The sequence below is a fragment of the Microbacterium sp. KNMS genome, from assembly GCF_053851835.1.
The window spans coordinates 1-20,106 of the sequence record NZ_JBSQBP010000030.1; the positions used below are offsets into that span (position 1 = coordinate 1).

The 20,106-nt window shown below is 73.2% G+C and carries 17 protein-coding genes; 12 read left to right on the top strand and 5 right to left on the bottom strand.

All coding sequences use genetic code 11. The annotated features are described in order from the left end of the window. Positions 1-159: 159 nt before the first annotated feature. Positions 160-1,074 carry a pseudouridine synthase gene (locus tag ACWXWW_RS15805; RefSeq protein ID WP_282978584.1) on the bottom strand — a complete coding sequence of 305 codons (915 nt, stop codon included), beginning with the start codon at positions 1,072-1,074 and terminating at the stop codon, positions 160-162. Between the two features lie 69 nt (positions 1,075-1,143). Here ACWXWW_RS15805 and ACWXWW_RS15810 point away from each other — a divergent pair, with 69 nt between their 5' ends. From ACWXWW_RS15810 to ACWXWW_RS15865, 12 genes are all read left to right on the top strand, one after another. After that, the gene (locus tag ACWXWW_RS15810) at positions 1,144-1,878 is read left to right on the top strand and encodes a FadR/GntR family transcriptional regulator (RefSeq protein WP_455970781.1); all 735 of its coding nucleotides are present in this window, start codon (positions 1,144-1,146) and stop codon (positions 1,876-1,878) included. Further along, positions 1,847-3,121, top strand: coding sequence for an alpha-hydroxy acid oxidase (locus ACWXWW_RS15815; RefSeq protein ID WP_282978589.1), 1,275 nt, complete (start codon positions 1,847-1,849; stop codon positions 3,119-3,121). Before ACWXWW_RS15810 ends, ACWXWW_RS15815 begins: the two co-directional genes overlap by 32 nt. Positions 3,122-3,183: 62 nt before the next feature. After that, the gene (locus tag ACWXWW_RS15820) at positions 3,184-4,125 is read left to right on the top strand and encodes a quinone oxidoreductase family protein (protein WP_455970783.1); all 942 of its coding nucleotides are present in this window, start codon (positions 3,184-3,186) and stop codon (positions 4,123-4,125) included. Between the two features lie 79 nt (positions 4,126-4,204). Beyond that, positions 4,205-5,512 carry an O-acetylhomoserine aminocarboxypropyltransferase/cysteine synthase family protein gene (locus ACWXWW_RS15825; RefSeq protein WP_271172754.1) on the top strand — a complete coding sequence of 436 codons (1,308 nt, stop codon included), beginning with the start codon at positions 4,205-4,207 and terminating at the stop codon, positions 5,510-5,512. 211 nt (positions 5,513-5,723) lie between these two features. Further along, on the top strand, positions 5,724-6,785 hold the full coding sequence (locus ACWXWW_RS15830; protein ID WP_455970785.1) for a M24 family metallopeptidase: 1,062 nt from the start codon (positions 5,724-5,726) through the stop codon (positions 6,783-6,785). A gap of 40 nt (positions 6,786-6,825) precedes the next feature. Then, a complete protein-coding gene (locus ACWXWW_RS15835) occupies positions 6,826-7,575 on the top strand; it encodes a class I SAM-dependent methyltransferase (protein ID WP_455970787.1) in 750 nt (249 codons plus the stop codon). Positions 7,576-7,611: 36 nt separating this feature from the next. Next, positions 7,612-8,604 carry a LacI family DNA-binding transcriptional regulator gene (locus ACWXWW_RS15840; protein ID WP_455970789.1) on the top strand — a complete coding sequence of 331 codons (993 nt, stop codon included), beginning with the start codon at positions 7,612-7,614 and terminating at the stop codon, positions 8,602-8,604. Between the two features lie 71 nt (positions 8,605-8,675). After that, positions 8,676-10,013 carry a Gfo/Idh/MocA family protein gene (locus tag ACWXWW_RS15845; protein WP_455970791.1) on the top strand — a complete coding sequence of 446 codons (1,338 nt, stop codon included), beginning with the start codon at positions 8,676-8,678 and terminating at the stop codon, positions 10,011-10,013. Continuing rightward, on the top strand, positions 10,010-10,951 hold the full coding sequence (locus ACWXWW_RS15850; protein ID WP_455970793.1) for an NAD-dependent epimerase/dehydratase family protein: 942 nt from the start codon (positions 10,010-10,012) through the stop codon (positions 10,949-10,951). Before ACWXWW_RS15845 ends, ACWXWW_RS15850 begins: the two co-directional genes overlap by 4 nt. Continuing rightward, positions 10,944-11,855 (top strand): 5-dehydro-4-deoxyglucarate dehydratase, encoded by a 912-nt coding sequence (locus ACWXWW_RS15855; protein WP_455970795.1) that lies wholly within the window; start codon positions 10,944-10,946, stop codon positions 11,853-11,855. Before ACWXWW_RS15850 ends, ACWXWW_RS15855 begins: the two co-directional genes overlap by 8 nt. Continuing rightward, on the top strand, positions 11,852-12,940 hold the full coding sequence (locus tag ACWXWW_RS15860; RefSeq protein WP_455970797.1) for a mandelate racemase/muconate lactonizing enzyme family protein: 1,089 nt from the start codon (positions 11,852-11,854) through the stop codon (positions 12,938-12,940). The genes ACWXWW_RS15855 and ACWXWW_RS15860 overlap by 4 nt, the downstream gene beginning before the upstream one ends. Further along, positions 12,937-14,382: an aldehyde dehydrogenase (NADP(+)) gene (locus ACWXWW_RS15865; RefSeq protein WP_455970799.1), complete on the top strand. Its 1,446-nt coding sequence runs from the start codon at positions 12,937-12,939 to the stop codon at positions 14,380-14,382. The genes ACWXWW_RS15860 and ACWXWW_RS15865 overlap by 4 nt, the downstream gene beginning before the upstream one ends. Positions 14,383-14,462: 80 nt before the next feature. Here the strand turns inward: ACWXWW_RS15865 and ACWXWW_RS15870 are convergent, their stop codons facing one another. From ACWXWW_RS15870 to ACWXWW_RS15885, 4 genes are all read right to left on the bottom strand, one after another. Continuing rightward, entirely contained in the window at positions 14,463-15,626 is a 1,164-nt protein-coding gene (locus ACWXWW_RS15870) for an ROK family protein (protein ID WP_455970801.1), read from the bottom strand. A gap of 159 nt (positions 15,627-15,785) precedes the next feature. Further along, positions 15,786-18,191, bottom strand: a complete 2,406-nt coding sequence (locus ACWXWW_RS15875) for a beta-xylosidase/alpha-l-arabinosidase (protein ID WP_455970803.1) — start codon at positions 18,189-18,191, stop codon at positions 15,786-15,788. A gap of 26 nt (positions 18,192-18,217) precedes the next feature. Beyond that, entirely contained in the window at positions 18,218-19,111 is an 894-nt protein-coding gene (locus tag ACWXWW_RS15880; protein WP_374727737.1) for a carbohydrate ABC transporter permease, read from the bottom strand. Further along, on the bottom strand, positions 19,108-20,100 hold the full coding sequence (locus tag ACWXWW_RS15885) for a carbohydrate ABC transporter permease (protein ID WP_421074378.1): 993 nt from the start codon (positions 20,098-20,100) through the stop codon (positions 19,108-19,110). Before ACWXWW_RS15885 ends, ACWXWW_RS15880 begins: the two co-directional genes overlap by 4 nt. Between the last annotated feature and the right edge of the window lie 6 nt (positions 20,101-20,106).

Consider the following 20,106-nt stretch of genomic DNA (forward strand, 5'->3'; position numbering starts at 1 on the left):
TGTCCCGCCCACCACGGACATTCGAAGACCTCTACGAGCCAGAACGAAGCACAAAAGGTCACAGAACGATAACGAAGCAGGCGTGGGATCGTCGCTCCCAATCCCGGCGCCAGGCCTCAGACACCGCGCCCGCGGGGCACGGACCAACGCACCGCGCCGTCACTTCTGCGCTGGGAACGCCTCCAGCACCCGTCGGCTCTCGAACTCCCGCTCCGTGCCGTCGACGGGGTCGACGAACCGCAGCGTGCGTGCGAGCAGCTGCAGAGGGGATGAGAAGTCGTCGATGTCGACCTCCTGCACGCGCGGGTAGATGGGGTCGCCGACGATCGGCCGCCCGATCCGGTTCATGTGCAGGCGGATCTGGTGGGTCTTCCCCGTGAAGGGCGTCGCGCGATAGCGCGCGAGGCCGCCGCTCTCCTCGATGAGCTCGATGAGCGTGTGCGCGTTCGGCGGGCGGTCGTCGTGCTCGAACGCCTGCATGACGCCATGCTCCTTGGTGATGCAGCTGCGCACGTGCGCGGGCAGCTCGAGGTCGCCGGGCGCCGCGGCCACCGCCTCGTACTCCTTCTGCGGCACGCGCTCCTCGAACATCGACTGGTAGGCGCGCCGCCACCGCCGCTCGGTCGTGAGGAGGAGGACCCCCGCGGTCACGCGGTCGAGACGGTGCGCCGGCGAGAGCTCGGGGAGGCCGAGCATGCGGCGAGCGCGCACGACGACGCTCTGCTGGACGTGCCGGCCGCGCGGGATGGTCGCGAGGAAGTGCGGCTTGTCGACCACGACGATCCGCTCGTCCTGGTGCAGCACCTCGAGCGGGAACGGCACCTCCGCCTCCTCGCGCAGATCGCGATGGAACCAGACGAACATATGGGGCCGGAACGGCGCGTCCGGGGCGAACGGGCGGCCCTCGTCGTCGACGAAGGCGCCCTCGTCGAGCATCTCGTCGAGACGCTCGGGCCGCAGGCGCGGCATGTGCGCGGCGAGGTGATCGCGCAGCGACGCGTGCGGGCTCGTGCGCGGCGTCCGCACCCACGCCGCATCGAGGCCGTGGCGCTGCGGAAGCGGGGAGCGGGGCATCTCTCGACGGTACCCCGCAGACGTGATAGCGTGTGGTCTGACCACAGTGGTCAGACCACAGGAGACGTCATGGCAGACGATCAGCGCGCCTGGGAGAGCGTCCTCTCCCACCTCGAGCGCGCCCTGCTCGACGGATCGCTCGCCCCCGGCGACCGCCTCCCCGGCGAGCGTGCGCTCGCGGCCGAGCTCGGCGTCGGGCGCTCGAGCGTGCGCGAGGCCATCCGCGTGCTCGAGGTGCTCGGCCTCGTCCGCACGGCGACCGGCTCAGGCCCCTCGTCAGGCGCGATCATCGTCGCGGTCCCGGGCGGCGGGATGTCGGCCCTCATGCGGCTGCAGCTCGCGGCGACCGGGTTCCCCGTGTCCGACATCGTCGACACGCGCCTCGTGCTGGAGACGCACGTCGCGCGCCATCTCGCGCGCATCTCCCCCGACCTCTCGGCCGCGACGTCGCTCCTCGACGCGATGGACGAGCCCTCGCTCTCGGAGGCCGAGTTCCTCGCGCTCGATCAGCAGTTCCACCTCTCGCTCGCCGAGGCCTCGGGCAACCAGGTCATCACGGCGACGATGGCGGGCCTCCGATCGGCGATCGAGTCCTATGTGACCGCGGGAGCGCACGCGGTCGGCGACTGGACCGCGACCTGCGGGCGGCTTCGCGATGAGCATCGCGGCATCCTCGCGGCGATCGCCGACTCCGACGAGGACGCCGCGGCCACGGCCATCCACGACCACATCACGACCTACTACGACCAGATCACCACGGAGAGGGAGCAGAATGCTCAAGCGCCAGCTGCCCAACCCCGCTGAGCTCCTCGAGCTCATGCAGTTCAAGAAGCCCGACCTCAACGGCAAGCGACGCCGTCTCGAGGCGGCGCTCACGACGTACGACCTGCGCGCGATCGCCAAGCGCCGCACACCGGCGGCCGCGTTCGACTACACCGACGGGGCCGCCGAGGGAGAGCTCTCGATCGCGCGCGCCCGCCAGGCCTTCGAGGACATCGAGTTCCACCCCGACATCCTCCGGCCGGCCGAGCACGTCGACACGTCGACGACGATCCTCGGCGGGCCGAGCGCGCTCCCGTTCGGCATCGCGCCCACCGGGTTCACGCGCCTCATGCAGACCGAGGGCGAGTACGCGGGCGCGGGCGCGGCCGCCGCCGCGGGCATCCCGTTCACGCTGTCGACGCTCGGCACGACCTCGATCGAGGACGTCAAGGCGACGAACCCGAACGGCCGCAACTGGTTCCAGCTCTACGTCATGCGCCAGCGCGAGATCTCGTACGGCCTCGTCGAGCGCGCCGCCAAGGCCGGGTTCGACACCCTCATGTTCACGGTCGACACCCCGGTCGCGGGCGCCCGCCTGCGCGACAAGCGCAACGGCTTCTCGATCCCCCCGCAGCTCTCCCTCGGCACGATCGTGAACGCCATCCCGCGCCCGTGGTGGTGGTTCGACTTCCTCACGATGCCCAAGCTCGAGTTCGCGTCGCTCTCGTCGACGGGCGGCACGGTCGGCGACCTGCTCAACGCCGCGATGGACCCGACCATCTCGTACGACGACCTCGACATCATCCGCTCGATGTGGCCCGGCAAGCTCGTCGTGAAGGGCGTGCAGAACGTGCCGGACGCCAAGCGCCTCGTCGACCTCGGCGTCGACGGCATCGTGCTGTCCAACCACGGCGGCCGTCAGCTCGACCGCGCCCCCGTGCCGTTCCACCTCCTGCCGAACGTCGTGCGCGAGGTCGGCTCCGACGCGACCGTGATGATCGACACGGGCATCATGAACGGCGCCGACATCGTCGCCTCGGTCGCGCTCGGGGCGAAGTTCACGCTCGTCGGCCGCGCGTACCTCTACGGGCTCATGGCCGGCGGCCGTGCGGGCGTCGACCGCATGATCGCGATCCTGCGGACCGAGATCGAGCGCACCATGGCACTCCTCGGCGTCTCCACCCTCGAGGAGCTCGAGCCGCGCCACGTGACGCAGCTCAGCCGCCTCGTGCCGGTCGCCCCCGCGCACGTCGCGGCAGCCGAGGCTGCAGCCGCGCGCGCCTGACCTCGAATGGAAGGGGCGTCGGGATCGGTCCCGGCGCCCCTTCCGCGCGCTACCGTGAAGGCATGGCGAAGGCGATCCAGCACACCGAGCTCGGCGGCCCCGAGGTCCTGACGCTCGCAGACGTCCCCGATCCCGTCCCCGGACCCGGCGAGGTCGCCATCCGGGTCGAGGCGGCCGGCGTGAACCCCGTCGAGTGGAAGCTCAGGACCGGGCTGCGCCCCACTCCGCCGATCACCGAGCCCCGCCGCGTCGGCAGCGACGGCGCCGGCCACATCACCGCGGTCGGCGCGGACGTCGACGGCTTCCGCGTCGGCGACCCGGTCGCGTTCACGGGCGCGCAGGGCGCCTACGCGACGGATGTCGTCGCACCGGCCGATCACGTGTTCGCGCGCCCCGCGGGCGTCACGGCCGCACAGGGCGCAGCGCTCGGCATCCCGATCGGGACGGCGTACCAGGCCCTGCGCTCGCTCGGCGTGCGCGCCGACGACACGCTCCTCGTGCACGGCTGCTCCGGCGCCGTCGGACAGGCGGTCATCCAGTTCGCCGTGCTCGCCGGCGCACGCGTCATCGCCACGACGAGCGACGCGCGGGCCGACCGCGTGCGCGGGCTCGGCGGCGAGCCGGTCGCGTACGGGCCGGGCCTCGTCGACCGTGTGCGCGCGCTCGCCCCGCACGGTCCGACCGTGATCCTCGACGCCGTCGGCACCGACGAGGCGCTGCACGCGTCGCTCGAGCTCCTCGACGACCGCACGCGGATCGCCACGCTCGTGCAGGGCGCGAAGGCCGACGCGCTCGGCATCCGCGCCTTCAGCGGAGGCTCGCCTCGGCCGCTCACGCCGCAGCAGGAGGCCTGGCGTCTGGAAGCGGTGCCCGTCGCGCTCGCGCTCCTGGCCGCCGGGCGGTTCAGCGTCGAGATCGGCGAAGCGCTCCCGCTCGCCGAGGCGCCGCAGGCGCATCGGCTCGTCGAGGAGGGCGCGAACGGCAAGGTGCTGCTCATCCCCTGACCCGGCGCGGCATTCCCGCGCCGAAACACGGCGTCATACGGATTCCGGGCGACCCCCTGCCGGTCGACAGAATGGCCGCATGACACAGGCCGAGCCGACGGCGGGATTCGCCACGACCCAGCTCCACGCGGGCTACGTGCCGGGCACGCCCGAGTTCACGGTGCTCCCTCCCGTGTACCAGTCCTCGGCCTACGCCTTCTCGTCGCTCACCGAGGCGCGCGAGAAGTTCGCGCTGCGCGAGAAGGGCTACATCTACAGCCGCAACAACAACCCGACGCAGGCCGTGCTCGAGCAGCGCCTCGCGCGTCTCGAGGGCGGCGTGGCCGCCGCGGCCGTCGCCTCGGGCCAGGCCGCGGTCGCGCTCGCGACGCTCGCCCTGCTGGGGCGCGGCGGCCACATCGTCGCGGCGAGTCAGCTGTACGGGGGCACGGTCGACCTCTTCGACGACACCTTCCGCGACTTCGGCCTCGACGTCACGTTCGTCGACCAGGACGACCTCGACGGATGGCGCCGCGCGGTCCGTCCGAGCACGCGCGCGTTCTTCGCCGAGTCGGTCGCGAACCCGATCGCGCAGGTGCTCGACATCTCGGCGGTCGCCCACATCGCCCACGAGGCTGGCGTGCCCCTCGTCATCGACAACACGGTCGCGACGCCGTTCCTCCTCCGCCCCCGCGACTTCGGCGCCGACATCGTCGTGCACTCCGCGACGAAGTTCATCGGCGGACACGGCTCGTCGCTCGGCGGCGTCGTGGTCGACCTCGGCACGTTCGACTTCTCCGCCGAGCCCGAGAAGTGGCCCGGCCTCTTCGTGCCGCACTGGCGCTACGGCGACGTCTCGCTCTGGGAGGCCTTCGGGCGCGAGCGCGCCTTCACGACCCTCGTGAAGTCGAAGTTCGTCGGCGATCTGGGCCCCGCGCTCTCCCCCTTCAACGCGTTCCAGCTCATCCAGGGGCTCGAGACCCTCGACCTGCGCGTGAGCCGCCACGTCGAGAACGCGAAGGCCGTCGCGGCCTTCCTCGACGCCCATCCGTCGGTCGGCGTCGTCTTCCACCCGTCGATCGAGACGAACCCGTGGCGGGCGCGCGCTGAGACGTACCTCCCGAAGGGCTCGCCGAGCGTGTTCGCGTTCGAGCTCGCGCCGAGCGACGAGGACACGTTCGACCGTGTGGAGCGGGTGATCGACGCCCTGCGGACCATCCGCCTCGTGGCGAACATCGGCGACGCGCGCACGATCGTCGCGCACCCCGCCTCGATGACGCACAACCACATGACGCCCGATCAGCTCGCGGCCGCCGGCATCTCGCAGGGCACCATCCGCATCTCGGTCGGCCTCGAGGAGGCCGCCGACATCATCGCCGACCTCGACCAGGCTCTCGCCCGCGCCTAGCGCCCTCGCCCGCACAGCCGGTCGCAGCGCGTCGCACTGCCCGTCCCGCGCAGCCCGGTCGAGCGCAGGACTTTCCGTCCGGAGCAGGACCATCCGCGCGTTCGCGTCCTGCAGCCGCGCGATTCTCCTGCCGTGGCGATGGCACCGGCCGTGCCGTCGCACCGAGAAACCGGTTCCTCGCGTAGAGTGTGTGCCGAGCAAGGGAGCACCCATGACCACGCTGACCGGCAGGGCCGCCGTCTCGACCGACCGTCCGCACAAGCTCGCGCGCATCGCGGACCTCCTCGACCGGCGCGGCGCGACCGCCGTGCGGCTGACATCCGGCGCGAGCCTGTCCTGGCTGCTCGACGGGGCGCGCACCTCGGTCCCGCTCGGCGGTCCGCCCGTCTTCTCGGCGGTGGTCCGCGTCGACGGTGAGATCGTCGTGACCGCCCCGCGCAACGAGGCCGAGCGTCTCGCGGAGGAGGAGATCGGCGGCGCCGAGATCCGCGCCGTCGACTGGTTCGCGCCCCTCGCACCGCCGATCGACGGCGTCGTCGACGAGACCGAGCTCGAGACCGAGCTGCGCGCGGCACGCGCGAGCCTTCTCCCGGTCGAGCACGGGCGCTACCGGCGTCTCGGCGCCGACGCCGCGCGCGCGATGACCGAGGTGCTCGCCGAGGCGTCTCCCGAGATGTCGGAGTTCGAGCTCGCCGGGCGCCTCGCGCACGCCATCCTCGCCCGCGGCGCCGAGCCGGCGGTCGTGCTCGCCGCGGGAGCCGCCCGGGGCGGGGTGCAGCACCCGCTGCCGACGGCGACCCCGCTCGGCGACCGCGCGATGGCGGTCGCGACCGCGAAGCGCGACGGCCTCCACGTGAGTCTCACGCGCTGGGTGCGCTTCCGCGGGTCCGAGCCGGATGGCGCGCCGCGGGTCCTCGAGGTCGAGGCCGACGCCTGGGCCGCGACGCGCGCGGGCCGCGCGCTCGGCGACGTGCTCGACGACATCGCCGCGAGCTACCGGCGCCATGGCTTCGGCGAGGACGGCTGGCTGCGCCACCACCAGGGCGGGCCGACGGGATACGCAGGACGCGACCCCAAGGCCGCGCCCGTGCTCCGCGACCGCGTGGCGGAGAACCAGGCCTTCGCCTGGAACCCCTGGGCCCCCTGGGTGAAGGTCGAGGACACCGTCGTGCTCGATGGCGCGGGCGGCGTCGAGGTCCTGAGCGCCGACCCGGCCTGGCCCCGCATCGACGTGCGCGGTGTCGCGCGTCCCGCGACACTCGAGGTCGGATGACCGGCTGGACGACGGCAGCCGCGCACGGCACGCTGGACCCATGACGACGAGCGACCTGTGGACAGAGGACATCGCCCGGCGCTATGACACGCCGGGCGAGGGCATGTTCGCGCCCGAGGTGCTCGGCCCCACGGTCGATCGCCTCGTCGAGCTCGCCGAGGATGGCCCCGCGCTCGAGTTCGCGATCGGCACGGGCCGGGTCGCCGTTCCGCTCGCGGAGCGCGGCGTCGCCGTGAGCGGCATCGAGCTCTCCCCCGCGATGATCGCCCAGCTGCGCACGAAGGTCGACGAGCACGCGATACCCGTCGTCCAGGGCGACATGGCGACGGCGACGGCTCCCGGCGCGTTCTCGCTCGTCTATCTCGTCTTCAACACCATCTCGAACCTCCTCACGCAGGAGGAGCAGGTGGCCTGCTTCCGCAACGCGGCTCGGCACCTGACGCCGGGCGGGCGTTTCGTCATCGAGCTGTGGGTGCCCGAGCTGCGCGCGCTCCCGCCCGGCAAAGCCGCGACCGCGGGCGCCGTCGAGCCCGGCTACATCCTGCTCGACACCTACGACCCTCTGCATCAGCGCGTCACGTCGCACCACTTCCGCTTCGACGAGTCGGGGCGGGCGCGCCTCGACCGCAGCAATCACCGGTACATCTGGCCGTCGGAGCTCGACCTCATGGCCCGCCTCGCCGGCTTCGCCCTCGAGTCCCGCCACGCGGACTGGACGGGACGCCCGTTCACGGCCGACTCGCCGTCGCACGTCTCGGTCTACCGCCTGCCGACCCCGGACGACCGCTGACGGGACGATCGCCCGACGGCCGATACGCTCGAATCCATGACGGCCAAGCTGCGCATCTCGGATGTCGCGAAGCACGCGGGGGTGTCGCCGGCCACCGTGTCGCGGGTCATGAACGGCAACCCGAAGGTCGACCCGGCCCTCGTCCAGCGCGTGCAGGACGCGGCGGCCGAGCTCGGGTACAGCGCGAGCCCCCTCGCGCGAAGCCTCGCGCTCGGGAAGACCCAGACCGTCGCGGTGCTCGTGCCCGACCTCGGGAACCCGACCTTCCAGGCCATCCTGCGCACGCTGAGCCGCGCCGCGGCGGGCGACGGCTACCACGTGCTCGTCGCCGACTCCGCCGAGGTCGCGGCCGACGAGGCGGCGCTCGCGCTGCAGGCCCGCCGGCGCACCGACGGCATCGTGCTCGTCGCGCCGCGCATGCCCGACGACGAACTGGCCGCGGCACTGCCGCGTCTCGCTCCCGCCGTGCTCGTGAACCGCGGAGGGGACGGCGCCCCCGTCGTCGCGGCCGACTACGGCCGCGGCCTCCGCGAGATCATCGAGCACCTCCGGATGCTCGGCCACCGTCGCCTGCTCTACCTCGCGGGCGTCCCGGGCAGCGCGTCGAACGCGCGGCGCGTCGCGGCGATCGCCGAGGCGAGGGCCGCCCATCCGGATCTCGACATCGCCGAGGCACCCTGCGGGACGGGCTTCGCCGACGGCTCCGCGGCGGTCGCGACCGTGCGCGCCCACGAGGCCACGGCGGTTCTCGCCTACAACGACCTCGTCGCGATGGGCCTCCTCAGCGCACTCCACGAAGAGGGGGTGGCGGTCCCGCACGAGGTGTCCGTGACGGGCTTCGACGACATCCCGTTCGCGCGCTACACCACACCGCCTCTCACGACCGCGAGCGTTCCGACCGATCGGATGGGCGAGCTCGCGTGGAGCGCGATGCGAGCGCTACTCGAGGACGACGCGGCCGCGCCGCCCGTCGTGCTCGCGCCGACCCTCGCCGTGCGCGGCAGCACCGCCCCTCCGCCCGCTTCCTGAGCCGCACGCTGGCCTCCGCGGGCGACCTCGTGGTATCGTGAGAAACCGCTTTCTCAGGAAGGGACTCACCGATGAGCCAACTCCGGTACGCCGTCGTCGGAACCGGCCACCGCGCCCAGATGTACGTCGACGCGATCACGGACACCTACGCCGACCGGGCGGCGCTCGTCGCGCTGTGCGAGCCCAACCCGGTCCGCGCCGACGTGTACGCGCAGCGGGTCGCAGGCAAGGGACTGCCGACGCCGAGCGTCTGGACGCCCGACCGCCTCGAGGACATGATCCGCGCCGAGCGCATCGAGCGGGTCGTCATCTGCTCTCGCGACGACACGCACGCCGAGATGATCGTGCGCTCGCTCGAGGCGGGCGTCGACGTCGTCGTGGAGAAGCCGCTCACGATCGACGCCCCGAGCGCCGCGCGCATCGAGGAGGCGGTCGCGCGCACAGGCCGTCAGGTCGTCATCACCTTCAACTACCGCTACTCCCCGCGCAACAGCGCGCTGCGCGAGGTCGTGCGGTCGGGTCGGATCGGGCGGGTCACGTCGATCGACTTCTCCTGGATGCTCGACACGAAGCACGGCGCAGACTACTTCCGCCGCTGGCACCGCGAGAAGGCGCATTCGGGCGGGCTCCTCGTGCACAAGTCGAGCCACCACTTCGATCTCGTCAACTGGTGGATCGCGAGCGAGCCGCGGCGCGTGTTCGCCTCGGGCGGTCTGCGCTTCTACGGTGCGGAGAACGCGGCCGCGCGCGGGCTCGGCGAGCGACCCGAGCGCGGCACGCACGAGGGCGCGCACGATCCGTTCGAGCTCGACCTGCGCGAGGACCCGCGTCTGAAGACCCTGTACCTCGAGGCCGAGCAGCACGACGGCTACGTGCGCGACCGCGACGTCTTCAGCGACGGCATCACGATCGAGGACAACCTCGCTCTCGTCGTGGACTACGCGTCGGGAGCCACGCTCGGCTACTCCCTCAACGCCCATGCGCCGTGGGAGGGCTATCGCGTCGCGATCAACGGCACCGAGGGGCGGGCCGAGCTCGAGGTCGTCGAGCGCGGATCCCTCGTGCCCGACGAGGGGCTCCATCCCGTGCTCGACCCGAGCGCGGTCGACGCGGAGACGTCGGTCCTGCGCCCGAGCGGCGAGCGCCTCATCGTGCAGCGGCACTGGGAGGAGCCCGTCGAGATCGAGATCCGCCGGTCGGGCGAGGGGGGCCACGGGGGCGGCGACGCGCTGCTCCTCTCCGACGTCTTCGTCGGCCCCGGCGACGACCCGCTCGGGCGCCCTGCCGACTGGAGCGACGGCATCCGCTCGATCGCCGTCGGGATCGCCGGGAACCGCTCGCTCGAGACGGGACTCCCCGTGCGCGTGTCCGACCTGGGCATCGCGCTGCTCGCCGAGGACCAGCCGTGAGCCGCATCCTCGTGACGGGCGGCGCGGGGCGCCTCGGCCGCACCCTCGTCGCGGGCCTCGCGGCCGCGGGCCACGACCTCGTGTCGGTCGACCGGCAGGTCTCCGACGCCCCCGAGCTCGCGGGCGTCGAGCAGGTCGCCGCCGACCTCGGCGCCCCCGGCGCGGCGGCCGACGCGATCGCGCAGGCGCGCCCCGACGCCCTCATCCACCTCGCGGCGATCGCCGTCCCGTTCAGCGCCCCCGAGGACGTCATCATGCGCGCGAACGCGGGCCTCGCGGTGTCCGTGATGGGAGCCGCGGCGGCGGCCGGCGTCGGCCGGATTGTCGCGGCGTCGAGCCCGACCGTGCTCGGCTACGGCGCTCCGACGGGCTGGACTCCCGAGCGGCTTCCGCTCGACGAGGACACGCCCCCGCTCCCCTGGAACGCGTACGCGCTGTCGAAGCTCATCATCGAGCAGTCCATCGGCATGCTGCGTCGTCAGACCGGCGACGCCATCCGCTATGCGGCCTTCCGCCCCTGCTACGTCATCGCCCCCGAGGAGTGGGCGGGCGCGCCCACCCAGCAGGGCCACACCGTCCGCGAACGGCTCGACAACCCGGCGCTGTCGGCCCCCGCGCTGTTCAACTACGTCGATGCGCGCGATGTGTCCCGCTTCGCCGACACGCTGCTCGCGGCCATGTGCGACATCCCGAACGGCGAGGTGTTCTTCGTCGGCGCCGACGACGCCCTCGCGCGCGAGCCGCTCTGCGAGCTCCTCCCGCGCTTCCACCCGGGCACGGCCCGCGCGGCCGCCGAGCTCACGGGCACCGCTCCGGCGTTCTCGAACGCCAAGGCGCGGCGCCTGCTCGGCTGGCGCCCCCAGCACGCGTGGCGCGACGAGCTCGGCGAGCGCGTCGCGGTGTCCGCAGCCCCTCGACAGGAGAACCGCCTTGACTGACCTCGCCATCCCCGACCGCGTCCTGTTCTTCCCGGTGACCGCCTTCGATGCGCACGACAGGGTCGACGCCGACCTCGTCGAGCAGCACGTCGCGGGCGCTCTCGCCCACGAGCCGGGCGCCGTGTTCGCCGCGTGCGGCACGGGCGAGTTCCACACCCTGTCACTCGAGGACGTGCGCGCGGCCGTCACGGCCGCCGTGCGCGCGACGGCAGGACGCGTGCCCGTCATCGCGGGAGCCGGCGGCCCGCTCGGCCACGCGGTCGCCTGCGCGCGCATCGCGGCGGAGGCCGGCGCCGACGGCCTGCTCGTCATGCCCCCGTACCTCGTCGGCGCACCGCAGGAGGGCCTCATCGCGTACGTCGAGCAGATCGCCGCGGCGAGCGACCTCCCCGTGATCGTCTACCACCGCGCGAACGCGCAGTTCTCCCCCGGGTCGGTCGCGCGCCTCCTGCAGAACCCGCGCGTCGTCGGCATCAAGGACGGCACGGGCGACGTCGCGCTCGCACAGCAGTTCGTGCTCGAGGCGGCCCGCGCCGAGCGCGACGTGCTCTTCTTCAACGGGCTGCTCACGGCCGAGCTGTCGCAGGCGGCGTACACCGCGATCGGCGTGCCGATGTACTCCTCCGCCGTCTTCGCGATGCTGCCGGAGGTGGCCGTCGCGTTCTTCTCCGCGCACCGCTCGGGCGACACCGCGCGACAGCGCGCGCTCCTCGAGGGCTTCTACGCGCCTCTCGTCGCGCTCCGAGACGAGACGCCCGGCTTCGCCGTCTCGCTCATCAAGGCCGGCGTGCGGCTCTCCGGCCTCGACGTCGGGTCCGTGCGCGCGCCGCTCATCGACCCGAACCCGGGTCAGCTCGCGCGCCTCGCGGCCCTCCTCGAACGCGGGCGGGAGCTCGCCGCGTGACGACCATCCGCTCGCTCACGGCGCGCCTCGAGCGCGTGCCGCTCGTGCGCCCGTGGGCGGCCGACGTCACGAGCGTCGGCGTCATCGCCACGACCGTCGTCCGCTCGGACGGCGCCCGCGGATGGGGCTTCTCCTGGACGCCGCAGATCGGCGCCGAGGCGGTGCTCGCGATGCTCGAGCACGACATCGCTCCGGCCGCGATCGGCCGCCCCGCAGACCCGACGAGGACGTGGGATGAGCTGTGGCGGCACCTGCACGAGGCCGGAGGCGGCGGCATCACGACGATCGCGCTCGCAGGGCTCGACCTCGCCCTGTGGGACGCCGAGGGCCGCGCTCACGGTGCCCCGCTCTCGACGCTCATCGGCCGCCGTCGCGACAGCGTGACCGCGTACGGCAGCGGTGTGAACCTGCACTACACGCAGGACGAGCTCGTCGCGCAGGTGCGCCGCTGGGTCGATGCCGGCTTCGACGCCGTGAAGATCAAAGTCGGCCGGCCCGACCTCGCCGAGGACGCCGACCGCGTCGCCGCCGTGCGCGAGGTGCTCGGACCCGACCGCGGCCTCATGATCGACGCGAACCAGCGGTGGGATCTCGACCGCGCGACCGCCGCGATGGAGCTGCTCGCCCCGTTCGCGCCCGCGTGGATCGAGGAGCCGCTGCGCGCCGACGACCTCGCGGGTCATGTCGAGCTGTCGCGGCGCATCCCGACGCCGATCGCGGTGGGTGAGAACCTGCACACCGTGCATCGATTCGAGGAGTTCCTCGCGAGCGGGGCCATCCGCTTCGCGCAGCCGAACGTCGTGCGCGTGGGCGGCATCACGCCCTTCCTCCGGATCGTCGAGCGCGCGCACGCGCACGGCGTGCAGGTGCATCCGCACCTGCTGCCCGAGCTGTCGGGGCAGCTCGCGCTCACCCTCCCGGGCGACCCGCTCGCGGAGGACGTCGAGGACGCCGGCTTCGGCGATCTCGGGGCCCTCGCCGATCCCAGCCCGGTGCGCATCGCAGACGGGCGCCTCACGGAGGCGCCGCACCTCGGCCTCGGCCTGCGCTTCCGCTCCCATCCCGATCTGGAGGTCGCCTCATGACCACGACACCCGACCAGCTCGACGAGATCGTCGCCCGCGCGCGCACCGCGTTCCCCGCATGGCGGGACGCCGACGCGGCCACCCGCGCGCGCTGGCTGCGCGCGCTCGCCGACGCGCTCGACGCGGCCGTGGACGAGCTCGTCGAGATCGCCGACCGCGAGACGCGGCTCGGCGGCACGCGCCTGCGCGGCGAGGTCGCCCGCACGACCGGGCAGCTGCGCCTCTTCGCGGGCGTCGTCGAGGAGGGCTCCTACCTCGAGCTCACCGTCGACGACGCCGACCCCTCGGCCACGCCGCCTCGGCCCGAGCTGCGCCGTCTGCTCGTGCCGCTCGGCGTAGTCGCGGTGTTCTCGGCGTCGAACTTCCCGTTCGCGTTCTCGGTCTGCGGCGGCGACACGGCATCGGCCCTGGCCGCCGGGAATCCCGTCGTCGTGAAGGCCCACTCCGGGCACCCCGAGCTCTCGCGGCGCACCGCGCAGATCGCCGCCGCCGCGCTCGAGGCCGCGGGGGCGCCGAGCGGCTCCCTCGCGCTCGTCGAGGGGCGCGCGGCGGGGAACGCGCTCGTGGTGCATCCGGCGGTGCGCGCCGCCGGCTTCACGGGCTCGGTCGCCGGAGGGCGCGCGCTGTTCGACCTCGCCTCCGGACGACCCGACCCGATCCCCTTCTACGGAGAGCTCGGCAGCCTCAATCCCGTCGTCGTCACGCGAGGCGCGGCAGCCGCCCGCCGCGACGAGCTCGCCGCAGGGCTCGTCGGCTCGTTCACGCTGGGCTCCGGTCAGTTCTGCACGAAGCCCGGCGTCGTGTTCGTGCCGCGCGGAGCGGGCTTCGAGGACGCCGTCGCGGCACAGGTCGCCGACGCGCACGGCGGGCCTCTCCTCACCGACCGCATCACCGAGGCCTTCCCCGAGGGCGTCGACCGGCTCGCCGCCGACCCGTCCGCGACCGTGATCGCGCACGGCGCCGCATCGGATGGCGCGCGCCCGGTCGTCATCGCGACGGACGCCGCCGCGATCGCCGAGCGCCCCGACGTGCTCCTCGAGGAGGTCTTCGGCCCCGCGACCCTCCTCGTCGCGTACGACGACGAGGAGCAGCTGCTCCGGGCGATCGCGGCCGTCCCCGGCAGCCTCACGGCGACCCTGCATGCGGAGGAGGACGAGGAGGTCGACGCCCTCGTCGACGCGCTCACGGCGGTCGCCGGGCGCGTGCTGTTCGCGGGCTGGCCGACGGGCGTCGCGGTCACGTGGTCGCAGCACCACGGCGGACCGTGGCCCGCGACGACCTCGCTGCACACCTCCGTCGGAGCCACGGCCATCCGGCGATTCCTGCGCCCCGTGGCGTACCAGGATGCGCCGCAGCGCCTTCTGCCCGCGCCCCTGCGCGACGAGGCGCTCGCGCGACTGCCGCATCGCCGCAACGGCGGGCTCGTCGTCCCGCGCGGCTGAGGGCCGCGGGGCCGGAGCGGCGCGGCTCGGGGGCGCGTTTCGGGCTCGCCGCGTTTCGGTCCCGCGGCGACCGCCGCCCCTCAGGCGAGCGGATCGGCGAGCAGCGGAGCGAACGCGGCCTCGGCGGCGCCGATGAGGAGACGGTCCTCGGCGAGCGCCGCAGGACGGATGTCGAGCGCCTCGGCAGGCGCCGCGAGAGCATGACGCCGGACGGCCTCGTCGAACCCCTCGGGGTCGGCGGCGACGATCATGCCGAGGAAGCCGCCGAGGACGATGGCCGACGGGTTCAGCACGTTGACCGCATTCGCGAGCGCGGTCGCGAGGATGCGCCGCTGGCGGGCGACCTCGTCGACGACTCCGGGAGCGGACGACTCGGCGAGCGCGGCGGCGAGGGTCGGGTCGTCGGCCGAGGACAGGCCGAGGGCCGCGAGGAGCCGCGCCCTGCTCACCTCGTCCTCGAGCACGCCGCCGGGCGTCGCGCGATCGGCCCCGTCGAGGATGCCCGGCGTGTTCTGCCCCCACTCCCCCGCGTAGCCGCCTGCGCCGGCGATCACCCGCCCATCGAGGATGAGCCCGCCGCCGATGCCGCTCGCACCGCCGTTGAGGTAGACGACGTCGCGGTGCCCCTCGGCCGCCCCGAACAGGTGCTCGGCTCGCGCGCCGAGGGTCGCGTCGTTGCCGACGACGACCGGCAGCCCCACGCGGTCGGCGATGAGGGCCCCGACGGCCGCATCGCGCCAGCCGAGGTGCGGCGCGAGACGCACGACGCCGTCGTCCGCGCGGACGAGACCCGGCACGGCCACCCCGACCCCGACCATCCGCACCTCGCGCAGGGAGCCCTCTCGCCATCCGCTCACGATCCGCGCGATGGCGTCGGCCGTCTCCTCAGGGGTGAGCAGGTGGTCGACCTCCTCGCGGGCGCGGGCGCGCACGGTGCCGTCGAGGGCGATCGCGCCGATCTCGAGCGCGTCGACCTCGGGGTTCGCGGCGATCGCGACGACATCGGCGCTGGGTGCGACGATCGGCGACGGACGGCCCACGCGCCGCGTGGGGTCCGGCTCGCGTTCGACGACGAGGCCGGCGTCGACGAGCGCGCCCACGAGGTCGGCGACCGTCGAGCGGTTGAGGCCCGTCGCGGCCGTGATGCGGGCGCGCGACTGAGCGCCCTCCTCGTGCACGAGCCGCAGCACCTCGCCGAGGTTGCGGCGCCGCACGCCCTCGACGCTCATCGCCCGTTCCGCCATCGCGATCCCCTCGCTATTTGTCGTTCCGATCACGATATCCGGGTCCCGCGGCGTGCGCGGTGCGGCGTGCCGGGCGGCGCGCTCTGCCCTCGCGCGGATCGGCGGTGCCGGGCGGTGGCCATCCCCTCCGGATGGCCACAGCCCCGGCACCGCGGGCGCTCAGCTGACGGGTGCCTCGGCCCGCTCGAGGGCGTCGACGCGCACCTCGACGAGCCGGGGGTCCGCGGCCGTCACCTCGTGCACGTCGCCCGTGAGCACGACGGTCGCGCGCGCGGTCGCGTCGCCCGGGAGCGTCCGCTCGACCCGCGCCCGCGTGCTGCTGATCGAGCCGTCGCCGTCGGCGCGGACAGACGACGCCTCGGCGTGAGCCGCGACCCACAGCTCGACGTCGCCGGGCTCGACGACGCGGACGAGACGGCGGTCGCTGAACGCGAAGCGCTGAGCGGGCACGTCGAACACGACGCGCGCGGACGCGCCGGGCTCGAGCGCGACGCGCGCGTAGCCGAGCAGCTGCGCCACGGGGCGCGCGATCGACCCGACGACGTCACGCCCGTAGAGCTGGACGACGTCCACCCCTGCGCGCTCGCCCGTGTTCGTGACGGTCACCGCCGCGCGGATCACGCCGTCGGTCGGTGCCGCGGCGTCGACCTCGAGGTCGGCGTAGGCGAACGTGGTCCCGGTCAGGCCGAAGCCGAACGGACGCAGCGGCGTCGAGTCGGTCGACGTCACGTCGGACGGGCCGCCCAGACGCGGGTGCAGGTAGCGGTACGGCTGCGCGCCGGTCGAGCGCGGAAGCGACACCGGCAGACGTCCCGACGGTGCGGACGCCCCCGTGAGGACGTCGGCGATCGCGAGCCCGCCGCCCTCTCCGGGGAAGAACGCCTGCAGGACAGCGGCGGGCGCGGTCTCCGCGTCGAGCGCCCACTCGATCGCATACGGGCGGCCGGTGAGGAGCACAAGCACGACGGGCGTGCCGGTCGCGACCGCGGCCTCGACGAGCGCGCGCTGGGGGCCAGGCAGGTCGAGCGACTCGACGTCGTTGCCCTCGCCGACCGTGCCGCGCCCGAACAGTCCGGCCTGATCGCCCGCGACGACGACCGCGACATCGGCCGAGCGCACGAGCTCGACGGCCTCTGCGAAGCCCGAGCGGTCGTCCCCCTCGACCTCGCAGCCGCGCGCGTGCACGATCTCCGCCTGCGGGAGCGCCGCGGCGAGCGCCTCGCGCACGGTCGGGATCTCGAATCCGAGCGGATGGTCGGGGTGATGCGCGAGGACGTGGTTCGCGAACGAGTAGCAGCCCTGCAGCGCCTCGGCGCGGTCGGCGTTGGGGCCGATCACGGCGACGCGGCGCGCGGCGGCGGGAAGCGGCACCGCTCCCTCGTCGCGGAGGAGGATGAGCGACTCCGCGGCGAGTCGCCGGGCGATCGCGCGGTGTCGCGGCGAGTCCACGTCGATCTCGACGGGCGGCTCGTCAGAGAAGGCGTCCTCGTCAAGGAGGCCCAGCTCCTCCTTCTGCGCGAGCACCCGCAGCACGGCGCGGTCGACGAAGCGGATGTCGATCCCGCCCGACCGCACCTGCTCGGCCAGCGGCGCGAGATAGGCGTCGCCCGCGGGCAGCTCGACGTCGATGCCGGCCCGGAGCGCCTGGACGGCGGCCTCGCCGCGGTCGGCCGCGACGCCGTGCATGACTTCGAGGAACGCGACCGAGAAGTAGTCCGAGACGACGACGCCGTCGAAGCCGAGCTCGTCCCGCAGGACGGTCGTGAGCAGTCCGAGATGCGCGGCGACGGGCTCGCCGTCGATGTCGGTGTAGCTGTTCATCACCGATCGGGCGCCGCCGTCGCGGAGCGCCATCTCGAACGGGGGCAGGTAGACGTCGGCGAGCTCGCGCGGCCCCGCCGAGACGGGGGCGTGATTGCGCCCCGCCTTCGACGCCGAGTAGCCGAGGAAGTGCTTGAGCGTCGAATGCACGCCCGCGCTCTGCAGGCCGCGCACGTAGGCGGTGCCGACCGTGCCGACGAGGTACGGGTCCTCGGCGATGCACTCGTCGACGCGCCCCCAGCGCGGGTCGGCGATGACGTCGAGCACGGGCGCGAGCCCCTGGTGGATCCCGAGCTCGCGCATCGTGTCGCCGATCGCGGCGCCCATCTCGGCGACGAGGTCGGGATCGAACGACGCGCCCCACGCGAGCGGCGTCGGGAAGGTCGCGGCCTTCCACGCGGCGAGCCCGGTGAGGCACTCCTCGTGGACGATCGCGGGGATCCCGAGGCGGGTCTCGGCCTTCAGCCGACGCTGCTCCGCCCACAGCCACGCGGCGCGCTGGGCCGGGTCGACGGGCCGCGTGCCGTACACGCGCGTGTAGTGGCCGATGCCGTCGCGCGTGATCTCGGCGAGAGTCGCTCCCGCATCGTCGCCGGCCATCTCGCCCTGCATCGGCGCCACGACCTCGCCTCCGCGGTCGAGCCAGTAGCCGACGAGCTGGGCGAGCTTCTCCTCGAGCGTCATGCGCTCGAGGAGAGCGCTCACGCGCTCGGACACGACGGGCAGAGGGGGCAGTTCGGTCATGGCGTTCCCTGCGGATCCGGGGGCGGTCATCCCTTGACCGCCCCGCTGAGGCCGCCGACGATGCGGCGTTCGAAGAGGCTAAAGAAGATGAGCGCGGGCAGCATCGACAGCGACGTGAACGCGAGCACGCGCGCCGTGTCGACGGAGTACTGCGACGCGAAGTTCTGCACGCCGAGGGGCAGCGTGAAGAGGTTCGGGTCGCTCAGGATGAACAGCGGCAGCATGTACCCGTTCCACGACCCGATGAAGGCGAGGATGCCCGTCGTGATGACGCCGGGGAGGCTCAGCGGCAGCACCATCCGGAAGAAGAAGCCGAGTCGGCTCGCCCCGTCGATGGAGGCCGCCTCCTCGATCTCCGCGGGGATGGCCCGCAGGAACGGCACGAGGATGATGATCGTCGTCGGGAGGGCGAAGGCGATCTGCGGCAGGATGACGCCGAGCAGGCTGTTCGTCAGGCCCAGGCTGCGCACGAGCAGGTAGAGCGGCGTGATCGCGACCGTGACGGGGAACATGAGTCCCGCGGCGAAGAGCGCGTACAGCGCGCCCTTCCCCATGAAGTCGTAGCGCGCGATGACGTAGCTCGCCATGAGCCCGAGGGCGACCACACCCGCGGTCGTGGCGAGGGCCGTGATCGTCGAGCTCGCCATGGCCTGCCAGAAGGTGCCGCTCGCGAGCACCTCGGTGTAGTTCGTCACGACCCACGGGGCGGGGAAGCCCGATGGGTCGGCGGTGATCTGCGAGTTCGTGCGGAAGCCGCCGAGCACGATGTAGAGGACCGGCCCCATGCAGATGGCGATGAGGACGACCGCGCAGAGGTAGGTGATCGCGCGGCTGCCGTCGCCGGGGCGGCGTGCGATGCCGCTGTCGACGCGGCGCCGCCGGCGTGCCGACGGCACGACGAGGAGGGTGGTCGAGCTCACTTCCTCCGCTCCTTCCCGCCCGTGAGGGCGCCTTCCGTGTCGCGTCGCAGCACGAAGCGCTGGTAGACGAGCGCGACCACGAGCGAGATGACGAACAGCACGACGGCGACCGCGTTGCCGAAGCCGTAGTTGCCCGCCATGTGGCCGTTGAGGTACATGTACGTCGCCATGGTCGAGGTGCCGGCCGTCGCGGAGACGTACTGGCCCCAGATGATGTTGACGAGGTCGAACAGCTGCAGCGATCCGATGATCGACAGGAACGCCCAGATGCGGATGGTCGGCCCGAGCAGCGGCAGGGTGATCCGCAGCTGGATCTGCCAGAACGACGCGCCGTCGATCGCGGCGGCCTCGTACAGCTCCTCGGGGATGCCCTGCAGGCCGGCGAGCATGAGGATGACCGCGAAGCCGATGTACTTCCACGTGATGATGAGGATGAGCGTCCACATCGCGAGCGCCGGATCGGCGATCCACGACGCACCCTCGATGCCGAGCTTCCCGAGCAGGCTGTTGACCGCGCCCGCGTCCTGGAGCATGAGGCTCCATCCGGTTCCGACCACCACCTCGGCGATGACGTACGGGACGAAGATGAGGACGCGGATGATCGACCGCCCGCGGATCCGCTGGTTGAGCAGGAGGGCGAACAGGATGGCCAGGGGCCCCTGCAGCACGAGCGACGCGATCACGATGACGCCGTTGTGGATCACGGCGTCGCGGAACGTCGGGTCCTGCAGGATCGTGATGTAGTTCTGCAGCCCGATGAAGTTCGTGGGCGGGCCGAACCCCTTCCAGCTGAAGAAGCCGTAGTAGGCCGCCATCAGCACGGGGAAGATGACGAACGCGAGGAAGACGACGACCGCCGGGCCGGCGAGGAGCGCGATCTCGCCGCGCTTGCGCCAGTCCGCGGCGCCGCGACGCGCTCGGGCGGGCCGCCCGGCGGCCGACGCGGGAGCGTCGGCCGCCGGGGGCACCTCGATGAGGGAGGAGCTCATGACGTT

Coding starts and splice junctions, on each gene's coding strand:
- ACWXWW_RS15885 (WP_421074378.1), bottom strand. CDS start 20,100: ATGAGCTCCTCCCTCATCGAGGTGCCCCCGGCGGCCGACGCTCCCGCG.
- ACWXWW_RS15820 (WP_455970783.1), top strand. CDS start 3,184: ATGGCGAAGGCGATCCAGCACACCGAGCTCGGCGGCCCCGAGGTCCTG.
- ACWXWW_RS15830 (WP_455970785.1), top strand. CDS start 5,724: ATGACCACGCTGACCGGCAGGGCCGCCGTCTCGACCGACCGTCCGCAC.
- ACWXWW_RS15870 (WP_455970801.1), bottom strand. CDS start 15,626: ATGGCGGAACGGGCGATGAGCGTCGAGGGCGTGCGGCGCCGCAACCTC.
- ACWXWW_RS15805 (WP_282978584.1), bottom strand. CDS start 1,074: ATGCCCCGCTCCCCGCTTCCGCAGCGCCACGGCCTCGATGCGGCGTGG.
- ACWXWW_RS15865 (WP_455970799.1), top strand. CDS start 12,937: ATGACCACGACACCCGACCAGCTCGACGAGATCGTCGCCCGCGCGCGC.
- ACWXWW_RS15815 (WP_282978589.1), top strand. CDS start 1,847: ATGCTCAAGCGCCAGCTGCCCAACCCCGCTGAGCTCCTCGAGCTCATG.
- ACWXWW_RS15840 (WP_455970789.1), top strand. CDS start 7,612: ATGACGGCCAAGCTGCGCATCTCGGATGTCGCGAAGCACGCGGGGGTG.
- ACWXWW_RS15825 (WP_271172754.1), top strand. CDS start 4,205: ATGACACAGGCCGAGCCGACGGCGGGATTCGCCACGACCCAGCTCCAC.
- ACWXWW_RS15845 (WP_455970791.1), top strand. CDS start 8,676: ATGAGCCAACTCCGGTACGCCGTCGTCGGAACCGGCCACCGCGCCCAG.
- ACWXWW_RS15875 (WP_455970803.1), bottom strand. CDS start 18,191: ATGACCGAACTGCCCCCTCTGCCCGTCGTGTCCGAGCGCGTGAGCGCT.
- ACWXWW_RS15835 (WP_455970787.1), top strand. CDS start 6,826: ATGACGACGAGCGACCTGTGGACAGAGGACATCGCCCGGCGCTATGAC.
- ACWXWW_RS15810 (WP_455970781.1), top strand. CDS start 1,144: ATGGCAGACGATCAGCGCGCCTGGGAGAGCGTCCTCTCCCACCTCGAG.